General features: G+C 38.2%; 22 protein-coding genes and 1 tRNA gene. All 23 read right to left on the bottom strand.

Annotation, left to right across the window (positions count from 1 at the left end):
- Window positions 1-15 precede the first annotated feature (15 nt).
- The 23 genes from hydA to VCHSUH03_RS03750 all read right to left on the bottom strand — a co-directional run bounded on the left by hydA (window position 16) and on the right by VCHSUH03_RS03750 (window position 23,964).
- A complete protein-coding gene (gene hydA / locus VCHSUH03_RS03640; RefSeq protein WP_105094093.1) occupies window positions 16-1,365 on the bottom strand; it encodes a dihydropyrimidinase in 1,350 nt (449 codons plus the stop codon).
- Window positions 1,362-3,053 carry a selenate reductase gene (locus tag VCHSUH03_RS03645; RefSeq protein WP_105094094.1) on the bottom strand — a complete coding sequence of 564 codons (1,692 nt, stop codon included), beginning with the start codon at window positions 3,051-3,053 and terminating at the stop codon, window positions 1,362-1,364. The genes hydA and VCHSUH03_RS03645 overlap by 4 nt, the downstream gene beginning before the upstream one ends.
- A 28-nt stretch (window positions 3,054-3,081) precedes the next feature.
- Window positions 3,082-4,410 (bottom strand): putative aminohydrolase SsnA, encoded by a 1,329-nt coding sequence (gene ssnA, locus VCHSUH03_RS03650; protein ID WP_105094095.1) that lies wholly within the window; start codon window positions 4,408-4,410, stop codon window positions 3,082-3,084.
- 52 nt (window positions 4,411-4,462) lie between these two features.
- Window positions 4,463-5,398 (bottom strand): carbamate kinase, encoded by a 936-nt coding sequence (gene arcC, locus VCHSUH03_RS03655; RefSeq protein ID WP_105085932.1) that lies wholly within the window; start codon window positions 5,396-5,398, stop codon window positions 4,463-4,465.
- 69 nt (window positions 5,399-5,467) lie between these two features.
- Window positions 5,468-6,661 (bottom strand): knotted carbamoyltransferase YgeW, encoded by a 1,194-nt coding sequence (gene ygeW / locus VCHSUH03_RS03660; protein ID WP_105089457.1) that lies wholly within the window; start codon window positions 6,659-6,661, stop codon window positions 5,468-5,470.
- Window positions 6,662-6,816: 155 nt separating this feature from the next.
- Complete coding sequence (locus VCHSUH03_RS03665; protein ID WP_060924011.1) at window positions 6,817-8,127, bottom strand: YgeY family selenium metabolism-linked hydrolase; 1,311 nt, start codon at window positions 8,125-8,127, stop codon at window positions 6,817-6,819.
- A gap of 12 nt (window positions 8,128-8,139) precedes the next feature.
- Entirely contained in the window at window positions 8,140-9,351 is a 1,212-nt protein-coding gene (gene dpaL / locus VCHSUH03_RS03670) for a diaminopropionate ammonia-lyase (RefSeq protein ID WP_105094096.1), read from the bottom strand.
- Window positions 9,352-9,360: 9 nt separating this feature from the next.
- Window positions 9,361-9,993, bottom strand: coding sequence for a helix-turn-helix transcriptional regulator (locus tag VCHSUH03_RS03675; protein WP_105085934.1), 633 nt, complete (start codon window positions 9,991-9,993; stop codon window positions 9,361-9,363).
- A 570-nt stretch (window positions 9,994-10,563) separates the two neighbouring features.
- On the bottom strand, window positions 10,564-10,983 hold the full coding sequence (locus VCHSUH03_RS03680; protein ID WP_105094097.1) for a flavodoxin: 420 nt from the start codon (window positions 10,981-10,983) through the stop codon (window positions 10,564-10,566).
- Between the two features lie 10 nt (window positions 10,984-10,993).
- Window positions 10,994-11,581, bottom strand: a complete 588-nt coding sequence (locus VCHSUH03_RS03685; protein WP_105094098.1) for a DUF3793 family protein — start codon at window positions 11,579-11,581, stop codon at window positions 10,994-10,996.
- Window positions 11,582-11,682: 101 nt separating this feature from the next.
- A complete protein-coding gene (locus VCHSUH03_RS03690; protein ID WP_105094099.1) occupies window positions 11,683-12,318 on the bottom strand; it encodes a hypothetical protein in 636 nt (211 codons plus the stop codon).
- Window positions 12,319-12,446: 128 nt separating this feature from the next.
- Window positions 12,447-14,135 (bottom strand): glutamine--tRNA ligase/YqeY domain fusion protein, encoded by a 1,689-nt coding sequence (locus tag VCHSUH03_RS03695; protein ID WP_105094100.1) that lies wholly within the window; start codon window positions 14,133-14,135, stop codon window positions 12,447-12,449.
- A gap of 82 nt (window positions 14,136-14,217) precedes the next feature.
- On the bottom strand, window positions 14,218-15,267 hold the full coding sequence (locus VCHSUH03_RS03700) for a 2-hydroxyacid dehydrogenase (protein ID WP_105089462.1): 1,050 nt from the start codon (window positions 15,265-15,267) through the stop codon (window positions 14,218-14,220).
- Between the two features lie 169 nt (window positions 15,268-15,436).
- A complete protein-coding gene (gene mscL / locus VCHSUH03_RS03705) occupies window positions 15,437-15,904 on the bottom strand; it encodes a large conductance mechanosensitive channel protein MscL (protein ID WP_105094101.1) in 468 nt (155 codons plus the stop codon).
- A 409-nt stretch (window positions 15,905-16,313) separates the two neighbouring features.
- Window positions 16,314-17,201 (bottom strand): DMT family transporter, encoded by an 888-nt coding sequence (locus tag VCHSUH03_RS03710; protein ID WP_105094102.1) that lies wholly within the window; start codon window positions 17,199-17,201, stop codon window positions 16,314-16,316.
- Between the two features lie 148 nt (window positions 17,202-17,349).
- Window positions 17,350-18,849, bottom strand: coding sequence for a threonine synthase (thrC, locus tag VCHSUH03_RS03715; protein WP_105094103.1), 1,500 nt, complete (start codon window positions 18,847-18,849; stop codon window positions 17,350-17,352).
- A gap of 181 nt (window positions 18,850-19,030) precedes the next feature.
- Window positions 19,031-19,972, bottom strand: a complete 942-nt coding sequence (locus VCHSUH03_RS03720; protein WP_105094104.1) for a Dyp-type peroxidase — start codon at window positions 19,970-19,972, stop codon at window positions 19,031-19,033.
- Window positions 19,973-20,236: 264 nt separating this feature from the next.
- A complete protein-coding gene (locus VCHSUH03_RS03725; protein ID WP_105094105.1) occupies window positions 20,237-20,440 on the bottom strand; it encodes a helix-turn-helix domain-containing protein in 204 nt (67 codons plus the stop codon).
- An 89-nt stretch (window positions 20,441-20,529) separates the two neighbouring features.
- A tRNA-Lys gene (locus tag VCHSUH03_RS03730) sits at window positions 20,530-20,605 on the bottom strand.
- Window positions 20,606-20,679: 74 nt separating this feature from the next.
- Window positions 20,680-20,982: a hypothetical protein gene (locus tag VCHSUH03_RS03735; RefSeq protein ID WP_105094106.1), complete on the bottom strand. Its 303-nt coding sequence runs from the start codon at window positions 20,980-20,982 to the stop codon at window positions 20,680-20,682.
- A gap of 1 nt (window position 20,983) precedes the next feature.
- Window positions 20,984-21,949: a GTP 3',8-cyclase MoaA gene (moaA, locus tag VCHSUH03_RS03740; RefSeq protein WP_105094107.1), complete on the bottom strand. Its 966-nt coding sequence runs from the start codon at window positions 21,947-21,949 to the stop codon at window positions 20,984-20,986.
- A gap of 26 nt (window positions 21,950-21,975) precedes the next feature.
- Window positions 21,976-22,416 carry an MOSC domain-containing protein gene (locus tag VCHSUH03_RS03745; RefSeq protein WP_105094108.1) on the bottom strand — a complete coding sequence of 147 codons (441 nt, stop codon included), beginning with the start codon at window positions 22,414-22,416 and terminating at the stop codon, window positions 21,976-21,978.
- A gap of 219 nt (window positions 22,417-22,635) precedes the next feature.
- Window positions 22,636-23,964 carry a nucleobase:cation symporter-2 family protein gene (locus VCHSUH03_RS03750; protein ID WP_105094109.1) on the bottom strand — a complete coding sequence of 443 codons (1,329 nt, stop codon included), beginning with the start codon at window positions 23,962-23,964 and terminating at the stop codon, window positions 22,636-22,638.
- Between the last annotated feature and the right edge of the window lie 234 nt (window positions 23,965-24,198).

Genomic DNA, 24,198 nt, shown 5'->3' on the forward strand with positions numbered 1-24,198 from the left:
ATAGCCCTCCTTTCATTAAGGAATACATTCACCAAGATATGATTCTGTTAAGGATCCATCTTGTACCACATGGTGACCTCTAAGGATTACATCTCGAACTTTACCTGTTACAGATATGCCCTCATAAGGTATATAGTCTGCCTTTGTATGGGCGGATTCTTTCGAAAGCACATGCTCAATGCGCTTATCAACAATTGTAATATCCCCATCGCTACCAACGGCTAACGTGCCCTTCTTAGGATACATACCGTAAAGCTTTGCAGGATTTTCACTAACTAATTTCATAAAATCTACAGCGCTCATATTGCATTGATTTACCAATACATCATAAGCTACGATTCCTCGTTCCTCAGCACCTGGAATACCACCAGGTATACGAGTAAAATCATATCGACTTTTTAGTTTTTGATCATCAAAAGTAAAGCTACAATGATCAGACCCAATCGTTTGGAATATACCGTTTACTAAGGCATCCTTTAATTCCATTTGATCCTGAATTGTTCTCAGAGGTGGGCTCATCACATATTTAACACCTTCAAAATCAGGTAAGTTATATCGTGATTCATCGAGTACTAAATATTGTGGACATGTTTCACAAGTCACTTTATGCCCTAAGTTTCGTTCCCGAACAACCTCTTCTAGGCCCTCTTTAGAACTTATATGAACAATATGTACAGGATAGTCTAATGCAGCACCGATTGTACTAAAGCGCTTAATCGCTTCCGATTCAATCATGGCAGGTCTTGTGAGTGGATGATTGCTTACATCTAGTTCACCACGTTTACGTTTATCAGCTACGAGCGCATCAATAAGATCACCATTTTCACAGTGTGCTCCAACGAGAGCTCCTGTAGGTTTGATTGCCTCTATAGCATCATAAATTTCTCGATCTGTTAAACGGAAGCCATACGCTAAATACACTTTAAAAGATGATACACCAGCCTCTACGACCTTCGGTATCTCACGAGCTACATTTTCATTCATTTCTACAAGTTCCATATGGAATTTATAGTCACAGGAGCAATGCCCTGCGGCACGCTCCTTATGAACCTCTAAGCCTTTACAAAGGGAGCCTTCCTCAGGAGAAGCAAAATTGATAATTGAAGTAGTCCCGCCAAGGATAGCAGCCTTTGTGCCACTATCAAAATCATCCGCAGTAGACGCTAAGGCATTTGTCATCTGAAAGTGTGTGTGTGGATCTATGAATCCAGGGAACACATAGCAATCTTTTGCATCAATTACTTTAGCTCCTTCTGGAACAGGAACGTGTTCATCGATGGCGACAATTTTGTCGCCATCAATTAATAAATCTCCGGTAAGGATTCGATCAGTTAAAACCAAGTCCCCTTGTTGTATGATAATCATGATACATAGTACACATGCTCTTTACAGAAGGCATGTACAACTCCTTTCAATTCTTCAGGTAATGCATCAATGTCACATACGGCTTCTTCACCTTTGAAGCGGTAACCACAGCTAGTGCCTGTGATGTAGAAACCATCATTTGTACTATCTGCTAAAGCTTCAGCATTGTGGAAGAATGTAATGCGATCCTTGTATGGTTGACAAGGTTCTACGCAATGACATGCACAGTTACCACACTCATTACAGCTTTGATCTACATGGACGATCAATTTAGCATCATTTACAGTAACGACTTCATTACATCTGTTAGGACATACGCGAACGCAAGCACCACACACTACGCGACAGTGGTAGTCAGAGCTACGTGTACCAGGGAAGGATGGCATTGCTTCACGTTTTTTCTTCATTGCATCGCTCTTCTTGAAGATTTTATTTTCACTAATATCTTTAGCAAGTTTAGCGATTAGATCTTTATGCACTTTCAAAGCAGCGTTGTAATCGGTAGATTCAACTTCATCTGCTAAGCCTTTGAAAGTATTGTAACCTTCGCCTTGGAGAAGAATTGTACATACTGTTACAGGCCAGATACCACAATCAAAGATAGCTTTGATGTTTTGTTTTACAGCACCACCACTGTAAGACATTGGTAAACGTTCGCCGAATTGAGCACTTAAAAGTTCAGCTACGCCAATTGTTATAGGTAACAAGGATTTACCAGACATATACATTTGCTCACCTGGCAATTCATTGTTATGAATTTGTACAGGGAATGTATTTGTCAATTTAACGCCAAAGATCTTGTTGTGTTTTTCACCAAGAGCGATAAGACGTTCTAACATTGGAACAGCTTTATCGAATTGAAGATCAACTTCGAATTGATGATCTTCAAAGTCAATATATTCAAAACCAGCATTATCTAATAACTCTCGAATACGTTTTGGACCTAATAATGTAGGGTTGCATTTCAAGTATAGATGAAGACCTTTTTCACTGATTAGGTAAGAACAAATGGATTCGATTTCTTCAGCCGGGCAACCGTGCATTGTGGACAATGTGATTGCTTGGCAAAGTTCATCGCTAATAGAGTTGATATAATCAGCATCGATATGTTCAAACTCATCTACATGGTCAAGACACCATTGTTTGCATTCATCCCACATAGGAGATTGAGATGCGCTACGCATTGTGTTGATGAATTTATCAACCATTGGGCTCTTAATACCAGCTAAATTGTAACCAACACTCATGATAAACAAGAAACCATCTGGATCGCCTAAGCCTAATTCTTTAGAGATCAATTTCAATGCAAACCATGCTTTGATGTATTCATCAGCAGCTTCATCACAGCTATATTCAGAAGACCACTCTACGTTGTATGTTTCGTCTACAGAGTAGATACAAGGTCTAGGAATACCTAATTCTTCACCGTACATAATTTGTACAGTTTTCAATTCGATGCAACGAGCACCAGCTACATAAGAAGCCACAATATTTTGTGCCAACTGTGTATTAGGGCCAGCTGCAGGACCTACAGGGTTTTCAATGGATTTACCAAAAATAGATAAGCGTTGATCATGATTCGTACGATGAATTTTATTTACATTGTAAATACGATTGTACATCTTGTACTCAGTCATAATGTGGTTCATCAAATTTCCGAAACTTACCGGATACATAATGTCACTCATAATGTCACACTCCTTTAAAGCGCTTGTGTTATGGGTTTAGTCGTTTCCATAAACCTTTAGATGTTGCTAAAACTTCATTCATTACTTCAGCTTTGTCGATGCCTTGTAACTTACGATCGATCATACGTGGTACACCATCACTAATAGTTGTTACCACATACATACCATTAGCACCGAATAATAAGTGACCATTGATGTTATTTTCATCAAGTGGCGTTGGTGCTGCGTAATCAAGAACGATTACGTCAGCTGCGGCACCTTTTTTAAGGATGCCAACTGTAGTATCGAAGAATTCATTCGCCATTTTACGGTTGTTTTCGAATAGCATATGAGGAACTTCGCCCCAACCTACATATGGTTTATGTTGCTCATGTTTTACAAGGCAATTTGCCACTTTGTAAGATTCGAGCATGTCATTTGTATAACCATCTGTACCAAGACCAACTGTGATACCTGCACCTAATAGTTTTAAGATATCTGTTGTGCCTACTGCATTACCCATGTTACTTTCTGGATTATGTACAACCTTAGCTTGAGATTCTTTCAATAATTCCACATCTTGATCAGTTACATGTACGCAGTGACCTGCAATACTCTTAGGACCTAAAATTCCTGCCTCTACAAGTCGTCTCACCGGTGTCATGCCATATTTTTCTTTACTATCTGCCACATCTTCAGGGCCTTCAGCAACATGAACGTGATAACCTAACTTGTCTTCATTTTGTGCTTTCACATAATCTAATGTTTCAGAACTTAACGTGAAGGATGCATGTAAGCCCATCATAGCAGCGAGTCTAGATGGATCTTTTTTCGCTTCTTTACCAAAACGCACATTTTCTGCAACAGCAGCTTTCATTTGGTCAACACCGTTACGATCAGAGACTTCATAGCATAAACAAGAACGAACACCGAACTGTTTAGCTACATCAGCAATTACAGATAAACTATTAGCAGTTTCACCATAACTTGCATGGTGGTCAAAAATAGTAGTTACACCATTTTCAATACAGCCTAAATATGTAAGTAATGCACTAGCTTTCACATCTGGAGCTGTCAATTTATTATCTAAATAGAACCAGAGTCCTTCTAAAATTTCACCAAAGTTAGTTGGTGCTGGACCAGGCAAGGATAAGCCGCGTGCAAGAGCAGAGTAAATATGATGATGTGCATTTATAAAGCCTGGCATAATCAAACCGCCATGAGCATCAATAATTTCTGCATCTTTATATTGTTTGCATAATTCATCATATGTACCAATATCTATAATCTGAGTTCCGTCAATAACAACAGCACCATCATAAATGATAGGTCTATCAGTATCGCGAGTAATTACAGTACCTTTTCCTAATATAATCATAGGGCACCTCCCCAACGAAACGTTGGATGCATACTTATAAATCCATATATTATTATAATACGATACGCGTACCTGTTTTTCCTGCTATACCATCCTTAGATTTTTCTAATAATGTAATAATGGAAACACGGCCTTTTTTAGATTCTGCAAAAGCAATAGCTGCTTCTACCTTAGGTTTCATAGAGCCTTCTGCAAATTCGCCTGCTGCTGCATATTTTTTCGCATCTGCCACGGTTATTTCATCTAGCCATTTTTCATTTTCTTTACCAAAATTAATGGCTACTTTTTCAACAGCTGTTAAGATAACGAGAACATCTGCATCAATTTCTTGGGCCAATAAACTACTTGTCCAGTCTTTATCGATAACGGCTGCTGCACCATGAAGTTCATTGCCCTCTCTAGTTACAGGGATACCGCCACCACCACAAGCAACGATTAATTGTTTCCCTACCAAGCCTTTAATCGCTTCAATTTCGATAATTTCCTGAGGTGCTGGAGATGCTACTACACGGCGATATCCGCGACCAGAATCTTCTTTTACAACGTAATCGTAATTTTTTTCTGCGTATTCAGCTTCTTCTTTAGTCATAAAGTGACCGATTGGTTTTGTTGGATTTTGGAATCCAGGGTCATTTTGGTCAACTAATACTTGCGTAACCATTGTCATGGTTGGCAAATGTTCAATACCACGATTTAACAACTCTTCGTGAAGGGCATTTTGTAAGTCATACCCGATATATGCTTGGCTCATAGCCACACATACGGACAATGGTGTATTTGGTTGGCCTTCTACTTCACGTGTCAATGCAGCCATCGCATTGTTGATCATACCAATTTGAGGACCATTGCCATGAGTTACTACCACATCACAATCAGCTTCTACTAAATCAATAATCGTTTTAGCTGTACTTTTTACTGCAATTTTTTGTTCCGGAAGGGAATTACCTAATGCATTCCCACCCAACGCTACTACAACTCTTTTTTTCATGTTATGCCTCATAACAAACTATTAAGAATAAAAAGGGGCCATCAACACGGATGGCCCCTAAAGTTTACTTTACGGTTGAACTCGATCAGTTCCCTTCCGTTCTAATTCTTTTAAGGTTTCTACAGGATTCTTAAATTTGCTTAAGAAGATCATAGCTGCAATAACATATGGTTTGTAGCTTGCTTCTTTATAAAGAGGTACGCGATAGCGATCGAATACTGTTGCGTCTACTTCGCCTTCTTCACAACTTACACCTGTAATATCTGCTGGTAAGCAATGTAAGTAAAGAGCTTTACCGTCTTTAGTGAGACTCATCATCTCTTCAGTACATGCCCAATCTTTATGTTTACCATTTTCTTCAAGAAGAACTTTTTCTAATGCTTTAATGCCTTCATGGTCGTTTTCGCCATACAATTTCGTACGTTTTTCCATCGCACCAAATGGAGCCCAGCTCTTAGGATATACGATATCTGCATCTTTGAAAGCATCCTTCATGTCGTTAGTTCTACGGAAGGAACCGCCGCTTTCTTCAGCTTGTTTCTTAGCGATTTCTTCAACTTCTGGCATTACTTCATAGCCTTCAGGATGTGCTAATACAACTTCCATACCTAAACGAGTGAATAAACCAATAGCACCTTGAGGTACGGATAAAGGTTTACCATAAGATGGAGAGTAAGCCCAAGTCATAGCAAGTTTTTTGCCTTTAAGATTTTCTACACCACCGAATTCTTTGATGATATGAGCCGCATCAGCCATGATTTGTGTTGGATGGTCGATATCACATTGTAAGTTTACAAGTGTAGGACGTTGTTCTAATACGCCATCTTCATGACCTTCTTTAACTGCATCAGATACTTGATGCATGTAAGCATTACCTTTACCGATGTACATATCATCACGGATACCGATAACGTCAGCCATGAAGGAGATCATATTCGCTGTTTCACGAACTGTTTCACCGTGAGCAATTTGGGATTTACCTTCATCCAAATCTTGAACTTCAAGACCTAACAAGTTACAAGCGGAGGCGAAGGAGAAACGAGTTCTTGTAGAATTATCGCGGAATAAAGAAATACCAAGGCCACTGTCAAATACTTTAGTGGAAATATTGCGTTCTCTAAGAGCTCGTAATGCATCTGCTACTGCCCAAACACCTTTTAATTCATCTTCAGATTTTTCCCATGTAAGGAAGAAATCTTCGCCGTACATTTTGCTAACGTCTAAGTCTTTTAAAGTTTCAATACTTTTATTGAAGTCTGTCATCTGTAAGTCCTCTCTTTCAATTCCCTAAAGGGCTACTTAGGATCTAACTTTATACGGTACCTCACCCAATGGTGAGGTACCATATTAAATTTGTAGTTATGAACTATGTTCTAGTGATTTCCGTTTTAAAGAGATCTAATTCAATGTATATGATATTAGTCTTTACAGTATACGGATGGCAATAATGCATATACAGCCGCACATGTTACAAGATCTTGTTTCCATGTAATTTCGTTAGGAGCATGTGCTTGTGCTTCTGCGCCAGGACCGAAGCCGATGCAAGGGATGCCGTTACGACCCATGATGGAAACACCATTTGTGGAGAATGTCCATTTATCAGTCAATGGGCGAGCTTTACGCATTTCAACTGTATCTTCGGCGCCGATACGTTCGTTACCATATAAGCTAGTGTATGCTTCTTCCAAAGCTTCTGTTACTTTGTGATCTTTAGGAATTACCCAAGTTGGGAAGTAACATTCGATTGGATATGTCAAACCAGTCCAGGATGGACGAGCATATTCGTACATGGATACTTTTGCACCATATTCTTTAACATGTGGTAAAGCTTCAATTTCTGCCAAGCAGGATTGCCATGTTTCGCCAGCTGTCATACGACGGTCCAAAGAAACGGCGCAAGAGTCAGCTACTGCACAACGGCTTGGAGAAGTGTAGAAGATTTGGGAAGTAGTTACTGTACCGCGACCTAAGAAGCGAGCTTCTTCGTAGTGGTCTGGGTTGAATTTAGGATCAAGCATTTTTACAAGGCCTTTAATTGCTGTGCTTTCATCAGCAGAGTTAGCATTCAAGTCACGAATATCTTGAAGAATATCTGCCATTTTGTAAATTGCGTTGTCACCGCGTTCAGGAGCGGAGCCATGGCAAGATACGCCTTGTACGTCAACGCGGATTTCCATACGACCACGTTGGCCACGGTAGATACCGCCGTCAGTTGGTTCAGTGGATACTACGAATTCAGGACGAATATTGCGTTCTTTAATCATGTATTCCCAGCAAAGACCATCGCAGTCTTCTTCTTGAACTGTACCTACAACAAGTACGCGATATTTATCACTTAAAAGACCTAAGTCTTTCATGATTTTAGCGCCGTATACAGCGGATACGATACCACCTAATTGGTCGGATACACCACGACCACCGATTTTAGTTTCATCTTCGAAACCTTCATAAGGATCGAAATTCCAGTTATCGCGATTACCAATACCTACTGTATCGATATGAGCGTCGAAGGCAATAAGTGTTTTACCAGTACCCATGTAACCAAGAATGTTACCCATTGGGTCTACTTCAACTTCGTCGAAGCCAAGATCTTTCATTTCTTTTTCAATGCGTTGAACGTGCTCTTTTTCTTCTGCACTTTCACCAGGGAATGCTACGATTTCACGTAAGAACTTGGTCATCGCTGGTCCATAAGTTGCTGCTGCTTGTTTAATTGCTTGTAAATCCATAATTAATGCCTCCTAACGATCTTCACCATACCACATAATGTTTTTATATCTTTCAGGGTCTGTATCACCTTCAGTGGAGAAGCAGAGCACCTTTGAAGACGCATCTAATTCTAATTCCTTGCGTAAGTCTTCATATTCTGGCATTGTCATAATTGCCGTTACAAGACCTAGTGGAACTGCACCAGATTCACCTGTAGTGATTGGTGTATCACCTTTAATCGGTGCACCACCAACGCGCATCCCAAGTCTTGCTACCCAATCAGGAGCAGATACGAATACATCCGCATGGTTTCTCAAAATATCCCATGAAACTGTATTTGGTTCACCACATGCAAGTCCAGCCATGATTGTTTCTAAATCACCCTCAACGATACGAGGATTACCATCATCAGCTACAGCCCCTTTATATAAGCAAGCTGCTGCTTCAGCTTCTACAACCACTAATTTAGGTTTCTTAGCTGCATTGCTGTATAAATTAGTGAAATAACCTACTACAGCACCTGCTAGGGAACCTACACCAGCTTGTACAAATACATGAGTTGGTACCTTACAGTTTTCAGATTCTAACTGATTTGCCGTTTCCATAGCCATTGTGCCATAGCCTTGCATGATCCAGTTTGGAATTTCTTCATAACCTTCCCATGCTGTATCTTGAACTACAACACCATTTGGAACTTCTTTAGATTTTTTAGTTGCTAACCGTACACATTCATCGTAGTTGAATTCTTCGATTGTTACGGTAGCACCTTCATTTTCAATTTGTTTTCTACGATATTCTGTAGAGCCTTTAGGCATGAACACTACTGCTTTTTGACCTAATTTATTAGCAGCCCAGGCTACGCCACGTCCGTGGTTACCATCAGTAGCTGTAAAGAATGTAGCTTGTCCGAATTCTTCTTTTAATTGTGGAGAAGTTAATACATCATATGGTACATCTTCAACATTTTTACCAGTTTGTTGAGCTACATATTTTGCCATTGCATAAGAGCCGCCTAATACCTTAAACGCATTTAAGCCAAAGCGGTAAGATTCATCTTTTACAAAGAGAGAATTAACACCGATATAATCTGCTAATTTTTCTAGCGATACTAGTGGAGTTACACTATACTGTGGAAAACTTTCATGAAACGCTTTTGCTTTCTTAATTTCTCTAACATCCATAACGGACAAAAACTTGTCACTAGATGGTGCCATCGTATTACGTTTCCACTGAATTCGGTCCATATTTGCCTCCTAGGATTCTTCCTTTACAGTATTTAAATCACTATAAAGAGTAAACTTAGAAATATTGAAATACTCCGCAATCTTTTCTGAAGATTTAGAGATAAGAAAAGCCCCTTTTTCATTTAAGTAGCTAATAGCTTTTAGTCGCTCTACTTTATTCATGAGTGGTCCAGGTTTGCCAACTAATCGTTCTGCTTCTAGTAGTAAATCATCTAATAGTTCCGATACACTTGTAGTAATTTTTTCAACAGTGCCATTCTCTGCTTGGCCTATCCCTATAAGACTTTCAAGTGATCGATGCATCATAACAAACTCTGTGATATCCTGATTAATTCCTAATAGGTAATCAATATTGCCATTATCATCACGGATATACATTGTAGAAGATTTTAATATTCGTCCATCCTTAGTTTTTGTTAGATACCCAAATCTACCTTCACTACCATCATCATAGTTGAGTACATCTAAAACCACATGTGATGGACCATCACCAACATGACGATTTGTTATCGTACCATTTTCTATATATACAAGTGATGTATCGAGATCTCCTTGTAAGTCATGTATTAGTACTTCACAAGATGGTCCGAATTGTATGGCCAATCCATGGGCTATTACTTTTAGCCGTTCCAATGTACTCATTGAGATAACCTCCCTCTCATCGGTATCGGTTAACTTTATGGTCTAAATAACTTCAGTCCGCTTACATAGTTAGCATTATGAGAATAATTCTAACTATTTTTGTATCAACCTAATTTTTTGTTAGGTTCCTTACTTAAATTATAGGTCTATGTATACAAAAATGCAACGCTATTATGCATTAAAGTTATTTATAAACATACAGATACATACATCCATTGTTACAAACATATACACTCCCTGTTATTTCCATCACACAAACCGGCTGTTATAAAAATTTTTAATGACCTTTGTACTATCACATCTATATAATTAAATCTATTCAAATTCTATAAAAATCAATGTATATCTATATTTTTATATGTATTAATTCTATCTGCTATGTCATTATGCATATATATATTTTATAAATATTCCTACTATTTATAACTATCAAAGAGTTACGTCTATATACATAGTAAGTGTAAATAATCTCCTTATTGCATACAAAAAAGGCTGTAATAACGACATATCGTTATTACAGCCTTTATATACTGTTATCTGTTAGGATTTATGTTAATGGCTAAGAGTAAATTATGCGTTTGCTAATGTTTTACCCAATTCTTCACATTGTGCTTTACCATCATCATCAGGTTCACCCAAGATTGCCACGCCATCAGCTACTAATTCGCCACCAGCGTCTTTAATGCGAGTGCCCCAGTCTTCCAACCAAGTACCACCCCAACCATAGGAGCCAAAGATTGCTACTTTTTTGCCACCCAATTTAGCTTCTAATTCTGTGTAGAATGGTTCAAATTCGCCTTCTTCTAATTGTTCTGCACCCATGTCAGCACAGCCAAGAGCTAATTTTTCGTAAGCTGCTGCGTCATCTACGGATACTTCAGAAACAGATTTTACTTCAACTTCTTGACCTGCAACTTTGATACCTTCAGCTACTGCTTGAGCCATTTGTTCTGTATTGCCTGTACCGGACCAATAAATTACACCAATCATCTTGTACCTCCTAGGCCGTTCTTGCGACCAATGAACTAAATGTTTTTCCCAACATCAATTGAGTTTGACAAAATTCACGACATGCTTTGTAACATAAGAAAGAGCGCTTTGCATCTACCACATCATGGTATACTTTCCACTCTCCACACATACGATATCCACTACCACGACGAGAAATAAAATATTTCACATCATTTAACGGATAACCTAGAAATACGCCGATTTCATGTGGAAAATCAATACTTGCTTCCATACGATATCTTAGGTGCTCAAGCATCTCCATAATGCTCATGCGATCATGATAACCGTAGGCTTTCAAAAATGTCATAACTGCAGGTTGCCGCACATAGTCTCGTAATTGTTTCTCACGGAATACCAATAATAGTCTACGCGCTTTACAGCGACATAATTCAAAGAAGAACAATCCTTTTTCATTGAACTCTTTATTATATTCTGTCAATACAAATTGGATTTGTTCATTCATGTCCCGTGGAATAGAAACCAAGTTCGAAAGCTTAATACCTCGAATTGCCGGTGCACAATGATATCCAATGATATGGTCAATTGAATTCATCATAATAGTACCTGCCTGTTGCACATCGTTAGAACTTTCTCTAATGAGAATAATTCCTATATGCCAATAGTACTCTTGATGAGAAAAATTGTCAAGAATAATTGATATATATTTTCAATAATTATTTATTTTTTAACCGTTAGCAAAGTCTTAACTTTAGGGAATATCGCAGCATCATTAGCTTCATTTATAGCTATAAAACGTGCATTCGGACCAGTATATTTATCATCAAAAAGGCTAATATGCAAAACTTCATTATAAGAATTATTATTAGCTACACTTTTATATTTTAATATTCCTTCGTATACATTACCTTGTTTAGCTAATGGCGTTACAACTGTGAAAGTACCAAGGATTGGACTATCCCCCTTATTAATAGCAGAGGCAAGTGCACCTAGTGAAGATGGATCTGCATTGACATGCTTAGTTTCACTCATGCGACCAGATAATTGCTTTCCTAATACTACATCACCATATACAGCATAGTTCATTTCATTTTCGTTTTTAATATTCAATGTATATACATTAGTAGAGGTAGCACCCGCTTCTATAAGCACAGATTTAATATCTTTTTTTGCATCGCCTGCAAAAAGTGCTTTAGGATTATTTTGATACATTGTAACACCTTCAGATAATTTAACACCTTGATATGTTACAGTTTGACTTTTATTCAAAACGGACTTAATGTTTGCTGCAGAACCTATTGCTGGAACAGATACTAATACAGCAGCTGCAGTAGCAAGTAATACTAATTTTTTCATATGTCTCCTCTAGTGAAATGTTAATGTCACAAACACTCAACATTTATAGTAACAACACAGTAGTAAAGAACCGCCCTTAGTGGAGCGGTTCTTTATCATTATCTTAGCAACGTATATGACTGACTAAATTATTTCTTTTGTGCCTTAGCCCAGCTATCGCGTAAACCAACAATACGGTTCATTACGATATGATTTGGTGTGCTATCTTTATCAGTTACAAAGTAACCTTGGCGCAAGAATTGGAAATGGTCTCCTGGCACGGTATTAGCAAGACATGCTTCCCCTTTACTATGGAATACTTGTAAGGAGTCATGGTTGAAATCGCCCAAGAAGTCTTTACCATCGGAATCTTCTTTAAGTAAATAATCATATAAGCGAGATTCAATATCTACTGCAGTAGATGCTTCAACCCAGTGCAATGTCCCTTTTACCTTACGAGTGCAACCGCTACCGCTCTTAGTTTCTGGATCATATGTACAGTGTATTTCTGTAATATTGCCATTTTCATCTTTAATAACATCAGTACATGTAATGAAGTATGCACCTTTTAAGCGTACTTCTTTACCTGGTGCCAAGCGGAAGAATTTCTTAACTGGCTCTTCCATAAAGTCATTGCGTTCAATGTAGATTTCACGACCGAATACAACTTCACGGTTACCCAACTCTTCATTTTCTGGATTATTTTCAACTGTGCAAAGTTCAGTTTGACCTTCTGGATAGTTCGTAATAACAACTTTCACAGGATCAATAACTACCATAGGACGTGTAGCTTTGAGTTTTAAATCTTCACGGATACAGAACTCAAGCAAAGCAATATCAACAACGCTATCAGCTTTAGCGACGCCAATGCGATCACAGAAATCACGAATTGCTTCTGGCGTGTAACCACGACGACGTAAACCAGAAATAGTAGGCATACGAGGATCATCCCAGCCAGCTACGAGACCAGCTTCCACAAGTGCACGCAATTTACGTTTGGACATAACCATTTTAGTTACATTTAAACGAGCAAACTCAATTTGTTGCGGAATTTCAGTATCATCCCAATCCTCAAGTACCCAATCATACAATGGACGATGAACTTCAAACTCTAAAGTACAGATAGAGTGTGTAACACGTTCGATAGCATCTTCAATAGGATGAGCAAAGTCATACATAGGGTAAATCTTCCACTCATTGCCTGTATTATGATGTTCTGCATTTACAATACGATAAATAACAGGGTCACGCATAACGATATTAGGATGGGCCATGTCGATTTTTGCACGCAATACCTTTTCACCATCAGCGTATTTACCATCTTTCATTTCTTCGAAGAGTTTCAAGTTTTCTTCTACGCTACGATCGCGGTATGGGCTATTAACACCAGGTGTAGAGAAATCGCCACGAGTTTGTTTAATTTCATCAGCCGTTTGATCATCTACATACGCTTTGCCAAGAGTGATTAATTTCTTAGCATATTCGTACATTTGACCAAAATAGTCAGATGCATAACGTGGTTCATCAGCCCAATCAAAGCCGAGCCATTTTACATCTTCCATGATGGAGTTTACGTATTCAACATCTTCTTTTGCAGGATTCGTATCATCAAAACGAAGATTTGTTAAGCCATTGTACTGTTTGCCAATACCAAAGTTAAGACAAATAGATTTAGCATGACCAATATGTAAGTAACCATTTGGTTCTGGTGGGAAGCGAGTTAACACACGACCACCGTATTTGCCAGTTTCGTTATCTTTGTTGATGATAGCTTCGATAAAGTTAACAGATACAACTTCTTCAGGAGCTACAGTTTTTTCAATATCTTTATGTTCCAACGTTCTAACCTCCATAGGATAAATATTCTTTTATTTTACCATATTTTGCATAATACCGCATATCTTTTGAGGTCTTGTGATATTAGTCGAAATCAGCTAAGTCTATACCAGCTTTTTTAAGCTCTTCTAAGGCAGACTCTACATCCATTTCTGGTTTCTTATAGTTAACTTCTTCATTAACACAGGTCTTTAATGGTTTCTTATGAACGCCAGCAATAATATTGTCAGCTGTCAAAATAGACATATCATAACGCGTACGATCAGTATAAGAACCAATATGTGGTACGATAAGACAGTTCTCAACATCCAATAATGGATGATCTGCTGGCAATGGCTCTGGATCAGTTACGTCAAGTGCTGCGTAATCGATTTCACCTGTTTTTAAGGCATTAATCAGAGCATCTGTATCAACGATAGGACCACGGCCAACATTAACAAACAAAGCAGTATTCTTCATTTTTTTGAAGAATGCTTCATCACACATGTGATATGTTTCATCTGTTAGTGGAGCCATCACACAAACTACATCACTAGTAGCTAATAAGTCATCTAATTCCATATACGTAGTTTTATGAATCTTGTCATCAATACGCTGATTACGATTATGGTATACCACAGTCATACCGAATGCACGAGCACGACGAGAAATAGATACACCAATAGCCCCCATCCCAATAATACCAAGGGTACGGCGACTCAAATCAAAGCCTTTAATATTAGATGGTCTTTGAGCCCAACGTCCTTCTTTTACGAAATTAGCATTTTCCAGAATACGACGACTAGCAGTGGCAATCAATGTAAAAGCAAGCTCTGCTACGGTTTCATTAAGAACACCTGGCGTATTGCCATAAGGAATGCCTGCTGCCGTTAATTCATCAATTTTTACATTATCATAACCAACAGCGGCCTGAGCAATAACCTTTAAATTAGGTGCATTTTTTACAAGATCACCATCTACATCTAAAGGGCGAACACACCACAAACCATCCGCATCAACGAGCCATTCCTTTAATGTCTCACGAGGCATTACAGTCTTTTCAGTCCATTGGCGCACATCTACGTGCTCTTTTAAATAAGCAATTGCATCTTTACGGACTAAACCGTTTACAACAACTAGAGGTTTTTTTTCCATTGTATAAGTCCTCCAAAAACGTCTTATAATACACGCACAAGAATTTCGCGTTAAAGTTAATATTATATATTCTATTATATACTTATATTTTATACTAGAAAGCTGGCGTAATACAACAAAAAGGAGTAAGGCCTAAGCCTTACTCCTTTTATGTAGCTTTAAATTTGAATTATTTCAAATCTGCTGTACAGTTAGGACATTTAACTGCATCAATGTGAATTTCTGTTTTACAGAATGGACATTCTTTAGTTGTAGGTGCTTCAGCAGCTTCTTCTTCTTTCGCGTTTTTCATCATTTTAGCTAATGCGCGAACCATCAAGAACACAACGAACGCCAAGATTAAGAATTGAATCAAATCAGTAATGAATGTACCGTATGGCAATACAGAACCAACTGCACGAGCTGTATTAATATCAGCACCAGCCATGAATGCATCTTTAGATGCAGCATTTAATGGCAAGTACAAGTTACTGAAATCAATACCGCCTGTGAACAAGCTGATAATAGGCATGAACAAGTTGCTTACAACGGAGTTAACCAACGCTGTGAAAGCAGCCCCAATAATCATACCAATAGCTAGGTCCATCATGTTACCTTTGAATGCAAAAGCTTTAAAATCGTTCAAAAATTGTTTCATTTCTCACTACTCCTAGATACACTTAATTGAGAATGCGTTAATAACTGTACTAATCATAAAGGAAAGATGAAGAGATGTCAATATTTTTCGATGTAGTTTTTCGAATTTATTTAATATAGTTTTTCATAGATCTATCTAAAATTGTAATAAATTAGTATTCATGCGTACTTTTCGCACCATATCATTATATAGTTCTTCGAAATCCTACTTAGAATACGTAAAAAATAGAGTCTAATCCTACATCGGTTAAACTCTATTAATTAGAAAAAATAATTTATAGTCCTATATATACTATTATATGTTTACACCTAAGGAAAACGCTTTAACCCGTTCTACAACAGCAATAAATTCGGGCCGTATCATATCCGGTTCTAAGAATTGAATAATACGGCGACCTACGATTCGACAATTATTTAATTTTATCCTCTATAACCTTTCCTTCTTGTAATGGTCCACTTTGTTCTTTAAGGCGCGCCAACATAACAGAAGATAGGAACATCGCTACACCAGCGCCTATAGTTTCAACAGATAAGCTTTCACCAAAGAACAAGAAGCCGTAGAAGGAATTGATGAATACACCAACATATTGTAAGAATTGTGCCACTACAGCATTTGTGGTAACAAAGGCACCAGTCAAGAAGAACTGAGCCACCACACTAATACCACCAATCGCCAAGATGATAAGCCAATCTGTGCCTTGAGGCATAACGAGTTTATCAGTTGTAACAAGCCCTGCAATCATACCTGTAATCATAAAATACGCCATAATTTCGAAATTGCTATGCTTACCTCGCTTAGATATAAGGCGAATCGTTGTATACGCAGCCGCAGATAAAGCAGCCCCTAAAATAGCTACTAAGGCAAACCAAGTGAAGCCGGTAAAGCTAAATGGATTTACCATAACCATTACAGCTACGAAGATCAAAAGAAGCCACTTCCCAGCCCCTTTAGGTACCCGTTCCTTAAGAAATAAGGCGCTAAATATCAATACAAATATACCTGATGTTTGAAATAAAATCGTTGCATCAGATAACTTTAAATGCACCAATGCAATAAAGTTACAAACCATGCCAAAGCCGCCGTATAAACCGCGCATTAGGAGATGTCCTCTATCCTCTTTAGAGAATCGGATACCTTGGGTATACATAACGATAAGAACCGCTACAGTACCAAATAAGCCACGGAAAAAGGCAATTTCCCCAGAAGGAATATTAGAGCCTAGCATCTTTACAAATAAATTCATCGTACTCAACAAAAGAGCCGATAACAATGCGTACATAAGGCCTTTTTTAGCCATACTACCTCCCTATACACTTCTACCATAATGTAACTACATAGTTACTGTCCTGTAGTATCTATATGAGCAATCCGATATACAGGAGATACAGAGTTCACAAAACCAAAATAAAATATATGCCGCCCTTCTAACGAAAGGCGGCATCGTATTATTTAGAGAACGTATTTACAAAATCAAGAATTTCTTGTTTCATATTCTCTTTATCGATTGCTTTTGTGAAACGCAATGGTTTAGATTTCAAAGCTTCCAATTGTTTAGGGAATGCAACACCCGTTACAGCAGAAATATTATCTAAGCTTTCATACGGTGTGTCACCCACTTTGATATCTAAAGCCTCACAAATGGCTGTAGGGAATTTAAATGGATGTGCAGTAGATGCAATAATTGTATGGCGTGCACCATCTTCAGGATGTTTTTCTAATTCCTTCATGTATGCACCCATAGCTACCGCCGTATGAGGGTCCATTACATAACCATAGGAATTGTATACTTGTTCAATGATGGCTTTTGTTTCTTCATCATCAACGTAAGCACCTGCGAAATTAGCTTTAACGCGACTGAACTCTTCTTCATTTACAGTCAATTTACCTGTTGCTTTAAGATCTTTCATCCAACCAGCTGTACGTTCACTATCCTCACCAGAGATATAGTACAAGAAACGTTCAAAGTTGGAGGATTCAAGAATATCCATAGATGGAGAAATCGTTGTATAGAATGGACGATTCATATCGTATGTGCCAGTTTCAAAGAACTCAGTGAGCACATTGTTTTGGTTGGATGCACAAATCAATTTACCAATAGGAATACCCATTTTTTTAGCATAGTAAGCAGCCAAGATATTACCAAAGTTACCTGTTGGTACTACTACGTTGAAAGCTTCGTCTTCATGAATAGCACCTTGTGCTACGAGCTCAGCATAGGCATTTACATAGTACACCACTTGAGGTGCTAAGCGACCGATATTAATGGAGTTCGCACTAGAGAACATTACACCTTTTTCAGCAACCTCTTCTGCTGTAGCCTTATCAACGAATAAGCGTTTCAAGAATTGTTGAGCATCGTCAAAGTTACCATGAATAGCCGTTACGTTAACGTTCTCCCCTTCTTGTTTTTGCATTTGTTCTGCTTGCATAGGGCTTACGCCATCTGTTGGGTAGAATACTTGGATATGTGTACCAGGCACATCTTTAAAGCCTTCAAGAGCTGCTTTACCAGTATCACCAGATGTAGCCGTTAAGATAAGAACCTCTTTTTTCTCACCTTCTGCTTCTTTTGCCGCCACCAATAGATATGGGAATAAGGACAATGCCATATCTTTGAAAGCTTGTGTACGGCCGTGAAATAATTCCAATACAGAAACCTTTTCTAATAAGGAATGCAATGGTGCAATATCACGAGTACTGAAATTAGCATCAGAGTATGCAAAGTTGATCATTTCATTTAAGTGAGCTTCGGAGAAGCATGGGAACAACTTAGCTAATACAACAGCTGCTACCTCTTGATAGTTTTTATCTTTCACATCATTGTAAGTTAAGCAGTTTGTAGGGAATAGAGATGGTACATATAGACCACCATCCTCTGCTAATCCGTGCAACAATGCATATGTTTCATTTACCGCAACGGTACCGCGGGTGCTAGTATAATTCATGGAATACCTCATTCATAACTACAATGGATTTTACGAGTTTAATAGATTTATTATAGCATAAAAGCGCCCCTAAAAGGAGCGCTTCTATAGAATTTATATGGTATTTTCACTCAAATTATATGCTGCTAACAAAACTGAGCATCACAAACCATATAAATCATGCATAAACTAGCTATGCGGATTATAATTCGCCTTCTGCAATAGCATCCAATGTATCAAGGGATGGAATGAAGAAGAGCATACCTGTAATAGGTTTGGAATAATCAAGCAATTTATCGTTTTGCGTAAACATATTAGTAAGCATTGTTTTAGTTACATCCCAGTATCGAGCATAACCGATAAAGTATGTACCGCGTACACCTTGGCCAGGTTGAGCAAACGGTACATTCATACGCACGATTTTATGTTCTTTATCATCGCGATTATCTTGAGCCACTACATTATGAGCTGCTGGATCTTTTTCATCATCTTCTAACTCAATATCGCTGAATTTACGACGGCCAATGAACTTTTCTTGCATTTCTGTAGGAAGAGCACGCCACGCATCAAGATCGTGTTCATATTTTTGAGCAAATGCATAAGAACCATTAGTGAATTCAGGATCTTCATCACCAATAACGCCCCACTCTACAGCTTCTTGACCAACAGGGTTTTCAGTACCATCTACGAAATCAATGATGGCGCGACCTTGTTCATAATGGAAGCCATGAGTTTCATCTACTACAGATGTAATAGGACGTAAGAACTCCATAATTTGATCCACTACAGTATATGTTACGGACTCATCATTGGAACGTACATGTAAGAATAAATCAGCTGCTACAGCTGGTACGTCTTGTTTATCACCTTTAATACCTTGGAAGTCTTCTAACTCTTTTGGTACAGGTGCATTAGGGAATAAATAATCCCATGCTTTACGGCTGAAACCAAAAGCAATGCCCAAACCTTCACCATTTGCACGAATGCTAACAGAACGTTTAATGGCTTGAATGCGGTCCGCCATATCTTGAATCACTTCTAGCTCTGCATCACGATCTTTACGATTTAATAATAATGTTGTAAAGTTTACACTTTGTCCAGCATCTTTATACACATCTTGTGTTCTAGAAACATCTACTGCCATTCGTTACCTCCTAATGAGAAAAATTATTATATAGCAATCATAAGCTATTAAACACGTATTGTCTATAAGATATAAAACATTCCATATCCAATAAACTCATCTCAGCTATTACAAACCTTTCAGAAAAGGAGAAAACTAAAAGCTTAAAATATCAATTGGTCATATATTCTTTTGGTATTTGTTCTATAGGCTTATTATTTACCTATATTTCTACATATTTTTTAATAAAATGATGTCAAAATGATGTCATATATAATATATACATTAGATAGAACAATCCTTTTCTTCACCATATAACCGTTCCATACCTTGACGAGTTACAAGCCAATTCTTGCCCGATTTTCTAGCTTCATCATCGGTAAATTGTTTATTTGCATATCTCTTTAAGCAGCATTGCTTAATAGAATCAGCTGGTACATTCCATCTTTCGCCAGCCTCTTGTGTAGTCATTACATCATCTAATTTCATTTCAGTACTCCTAATATTACTAATAGATTATATACAGATAATATAAAGGCAATAATAAGAAAAACCCGCACTACTGTGCGGGTTTATTTTGGTGGACCACCAGGGGTTCGAACCCTGGACACCCTGATTAAGAGTCAGGTGCTCTGCCAGCTGAGCTAGTGGTCCATGACACGACTAATTATATGCCTATTTTATAGGAATGTAAAGAATATTTATTACATTCCTATAAAACATATGCATCAATATTGTCCTAGCCAATCCTTCATCGTATTACAAGCCTCCGTAGGGAGAATATCACTAGTCCCTACGCAGTCAACACCACTATATAGTTGAAGAACACTATGCGTACGACTTACCTCTTTAATAATAATGTTTGTCACATCAGCCTTTGGCACATTAAATTGCAATCCATAACGGCCCTTGTAGGTAATTACAGAGGATTTAGTATCATATTCGATATGGACTTGAAGCATCTTGCCACCAGGCCAGCATTCTTCAATATGTTCCTTTGATCTTGGTTTTAGAAAATCCAAAAACCCCATACTATCCTCCAATGCGCCACATTGGACGTTCAGGTTGTTCCATCCCTATTCCATCATGACGTTCTTGTTTACGTTGCAACGCACGTTCAATATGCATAGCTAAACCCTCTTCTGTCACACCATTACGGACAAGCGACACTAGATCAGCCTCGTCATCACGCAACAAGCATAAACGCATTTGCCCATCTGATGTAAGACGAACGCGATTACATGTATCGCAGTAGCTATGAGACATAGAAAAGATAAAGCCTATAGCCTTTCCACTTGGTAACGCTAAGTACGTAGCAGGGCCAAAGCCATAAACGGAATGTACTTCTGTAAGCGGACCTCCACTAACACGTTCTAATTGAGCCTTCCATTCATCAAAGGTTGGACCATGGAATGCATCGCCTTGGAATGGCATGTATTCAATAAAGCGCCATACAACAGGCCACTTTTCTACATATTGTAATAAAGATTTAACTTCATCATCAGACCAATGTCGAGACAAAACCGTATTGATTTTTACAGACTTAAAGTTAGCATTAATAGCACTGCGAATCCCCTCAAGAACGGACTCAAGTTGCCCCTCTTTACCTACACAAGTAGCAAAGGCTTCACTTTCAAGGGAATCCAAGCTAATATTCACACGATTTAAGCCTAGTTTTTTCAACCGTTGAGCACGAGATGATAATAGACTACCATTAGTAGTCATGGAAATATCTTCAAACCAACCCGTTGCTTTGATACGTTCTAACAGCTCTTCAATATGAGGATATAGCAATGGCTCGCCACCAGTTAAACGTACCGCTTTCACTCCGATACGATGGAAAGCATCTAAAATAGTCATCCATTCATCAACTGATAATAATTGTGTTTGACTTTGAGGTGTAATTTCAGCAGGTCGACAATAGGGACAACAAAAATTACACGCATCTGTCAGCGACAGACGTACATATTCAATTGTACGGCCCCATGCGTCTTTCATAACACACCTCGTTTACCAATACAGAATTATTTAATAATAGATACGTCATCACCTACGTGAATTGTACCATTTTTAAGAACCTTACCGAAAATGCCTTGTGTAGGCATGATACAAGATCCTACTTGTTTCATGATTTCACAGCCATGATGACATTCCTTACCAATTTGAGTAATTTCAAGAATTACATCGTTACCAATTTGTAATTGTGTGCCTACAGCCAATTCGTAAAGCACCATACCTTCAACGGTGATATTTTCTGCAAAATCACCAGGTTTTACATCCGCTCCTTGGGCACGCATATGATCAATGCTTGCAATGCCAAGCAAACTGATTTGGCGGTGCCAATTGCCTGCGTGAGCATCACCTTCCATACCATGATCTACGATAAGATTAGCGGACTCAATATTATGTTTCTTCTGCCCTTTTTTCTCACTAATGGAGATAGCAATAATTTTTCCTTCTGCCATGTAACCTTTCCCTTCTTATGGGAACATACCATATATACATAACTTATATAAACATTTAATTGCAAAATATACTTGTGATTCTCATTTTGGTAAAAGCATCACAAAATACTTTCACAATTATCTATATATTATAACATAGTATTCTTACAATTTCCCTGTGAATTTAATCACGAAAAAAAGAACTCTGCCCTAAGGAACAGAGTTCTTTTTTAGTAATTTTTATCTGCGACCCATTTCTTTAATTTCGTCACCACGATTAACACCATTAAGTAGTAAATTAAGCAAAATTGCCATAATACTACCGAAAGTGATGCCAGATTTTAAAATAATTTGTGCCCACGCAGGGAAATTAGCATAAAAGTTTGGCGCTGCAATTGGAATCATAGCTACACCAACACTGATAGCTACAAGCATTAAATTATGGTTGCCTTCAAAGCTAACCTTGCCTAAGGAACGAATACCACTAGCAACGATCATGCCGAACATGGCAATACCAGCACCGCCCAACACGGCATTGGGAATGCTAGCTACGATAGCCGCTAATTTAGGGAATAATCCCAATAAAATTAAGATTACACCCGATGCAGCTACAACAAAGCGGCTCTTAACACCTGTTACGGCAATAAGACCAACGTTTTGAGCGAATGCTGTATAAGGGAAGCTATTAAGAATACCACCGATAACTGTAGATACCCCATCAGCACGAATAATAGAAGCAAGTTCTTTACGACCAATTGGCTTATCTACGATTTCACCAATAGCGATACTATCACCAGTTGTTTCTACCATAACTACGAGCATTACGATAATCATGGAAAGTACAGACGCCCAATCAAAGGTTGGTAACCCGAAATAGAAAGGCTCAATAAACGCAATCCAGTGGGAACGACCTACTTCATCAAAGTTTGTAACCCCCATGGCAAACGCAATCGCTGTACCTGCAATCAAACCAATTAGTACAGAAAGATTACTAAAGAATCCTTTGGCAAATTTATAAACAAATACGACGATTAAGAAGGTAAGGAACCCTAGTCCAATATTGGTAAAACTACCAAATTGAGGATTACCTACACCACCGCCCATCCAATTAATAGCAACTGGCATCAAGTTAATACCGATAATGGTAATAATTGTACCTGTAACTACCGGTGGGAATAAGCGAATAAGACGACTAAAGAATGGGGCTATCAAGAAGGTAAATAAACCGGCTACGATAATAGCACCATAAATAGCAGTCATACCATGCTGAGCACCAATCATGGCCATAGGGCCAACAGAAGCAAAGGTAACACCTTGGATCATCGGAATACGTCCACCAATTTTACCAAAGCCTAATGTTTGGATTAATGTGGCAATACCGCAGGTAAATAAGTCCGCTGTAATTAATCGAATCAAATCTTCCATAGGTAAGTTCATGGCCTGTGCCACAATAATAGGTACAGCAACGGCACCTGCATACATGGCCAGTACGTGTTGTAAACCAAAGGCAAAGAGCTGTGGTATTGGCAACATACTATCGACCGTATTCATTTGTTTTTGATCTGTCATAATGTCTCCTACATCAAACCTCGAAATAACACCCATTTATTTTACACTATCGTTCGGATTTTAACAATAGAAAAAAGAGAACTCATTATTTTTAAAAGAAATAATAAGTTCTCTTTCGATATTTTTCCGAACATTAGATTTTTAAAAATCTTAATCGTTCGAAATTGTTCAGGGTATTATTGATTAGTATATACAGTCGTATATCTTGTTATTTTAATCTGCTGTTTTAAACTG

Source organism: Veillonella infantium (assembly GCF_002959895.1).
Lineage (GTDB): Bacteria > Bacillota > Negativicutes > Veillonellales > Veillonellaceae > Veillonella > Veillonella infantium.

Excerpts from the sequence above, each read along its gene's own strand:
- hydA (WP_105094093.1), bottom strand. The coding sequence starts at position 1,365 with ATGATTATCATACAACAAGGGGACTTGGTTTTAACTGATCGAATCCTT.
- VCHSUH03_RS03645 (WP_105094094.1), bottom strand. The coding sequence starts at position 3,053 with ATGAGTGACATTATGTATCCGGTAAGTTTCGGAAATTTGATGAACCAC.
- ssnA (WP_105094095.1), bottom strand. The coding sequence starts at position 4,410 with ATGATTATATTAGGAAAAGGTACTGTAATTACTCGCGATACTGATAGA.
- arcC (WP_105085932.1), bottom strand. The coding sequence starts at position 5,398 with ATGAAAAAAAGAGTTGTAGTAGCGTTGGGTGGGAATGCATTAGGTAAT.
- ygeW (WP_105089457.1), bottom strand. The coding sequence starts at position 6,661 with ATGACAGACTTCAATAAAAGTATTGAAACTTTAAAAGACTTAGACGTT.
- VCHSUH03_RS03665 (WP_060924011.1), bottom strand. The coding sequence starts at position 8,127 with ATGGATTTACAAGCAATTAAACAAGCAGCAGCAACTTATGGACCAGCG.
- dpaL (WP_105094096.1), bottom strand. The coding sequence starts at position 9,351 with ATGGACCGAATTCAGTGGAAACGTAATACGATGGCACCATCTAGTGAC.
- VCHSUH03_RS03675 (WP_105085934.1), bottom strand. The coding sequence starts at position 9,993 with ATGAGTACATTGGAACGGCTAAAAGTAATAGCCCATGGATTGGCCATA.
- VCHSUH03_RS03680 (WP_105094097.1), bottom strand. The coding sequence starts at position 10,983 with ATGATTGGTGTAATTTATTGGTCCGGTACAGGCAATACAGAACAAATG.
- VCHSUH03_RS03690 (WP_105094099.1), bottom strand. The coding sequence starts at position 12,318 with ATGAAAAAATTAGTATTACTTGCTACTGCAGCTGCTGTATTAGTATCT.
- VCHSUH03_RS03700 (WP_105089462.1), bottom strand. The coding sequence starts at position 15,267 with ATGGAAAAAAAACCTCTAGTTGTTGTAAACGGTTTAGTCCGTAAAGAT.
- mscL (WP_105094101.1), bottom strand. The coding sequence starts at position 15,904 with ATGAAACAATTTTTGAACGATTTTAAAGCTTTTGCATTCAAAGGTAAC.
- VCHSUH03_RS03710 (WP_105094102.1), bottom strand. The coding sequence starts at position 17,201 with ATGGCTAAAAAAGGCCTTATGTACGCATTGTTATCGGCTCTTTTGTTG.
- thrC (WP_105094103.1), bottom strand. The coding sequence starts at position 18,849 with ATGAATTATACTAGCACCCGCGGTACCGTTGCGGTAAATGAAACATAT.
- VCHSUH03_RS03720 (WP_105094104.1), bottom strand. The coding sequence starts at position 19,972 with ATGGCAGTAGATGTTTCTAGAACACAAGATGTGTATAAAGATGCTGGA.
- VCHSUH03_RS03725 (WP_105094105.1), bottom strand. The coding sequence starts at position 20,440 with ATGAAATTAGATGATGTAATGACTACACAAGAGGCTGGCGAAAGATGG.
- VCHSUH03_RS03735 (WP_105094106.1), bottom strand. The coding sequence starts at position 20,982 with ATGGGGTTTTTGGATTTTCTAAAACCAAGATCAAAGGAACATATTGAA.
- moaA (WP_105094107.1), bottom strand. The coding sequence starts at position 21,949 with ATGAAAGACGCATGGGGCCGTACAATTGAATATGTACGTCTGTCGCTG.
- VCHSUH03_RS03745 (WP_105094108.1), bottom strand. The coding sequence starts at position 22,416 with ATGGCAGAAGGAAAAATTATTGCTATCTCCATTAGTGAGAAAAAAGGG.
- VCHSUH03_RS03750 (WP_105094109.1), bottom strand. The coding sequence starts at position 23,964 with ATGACAGATCAAAAACAAATGAATACGGTCGATAGTATGTTGCCAATA.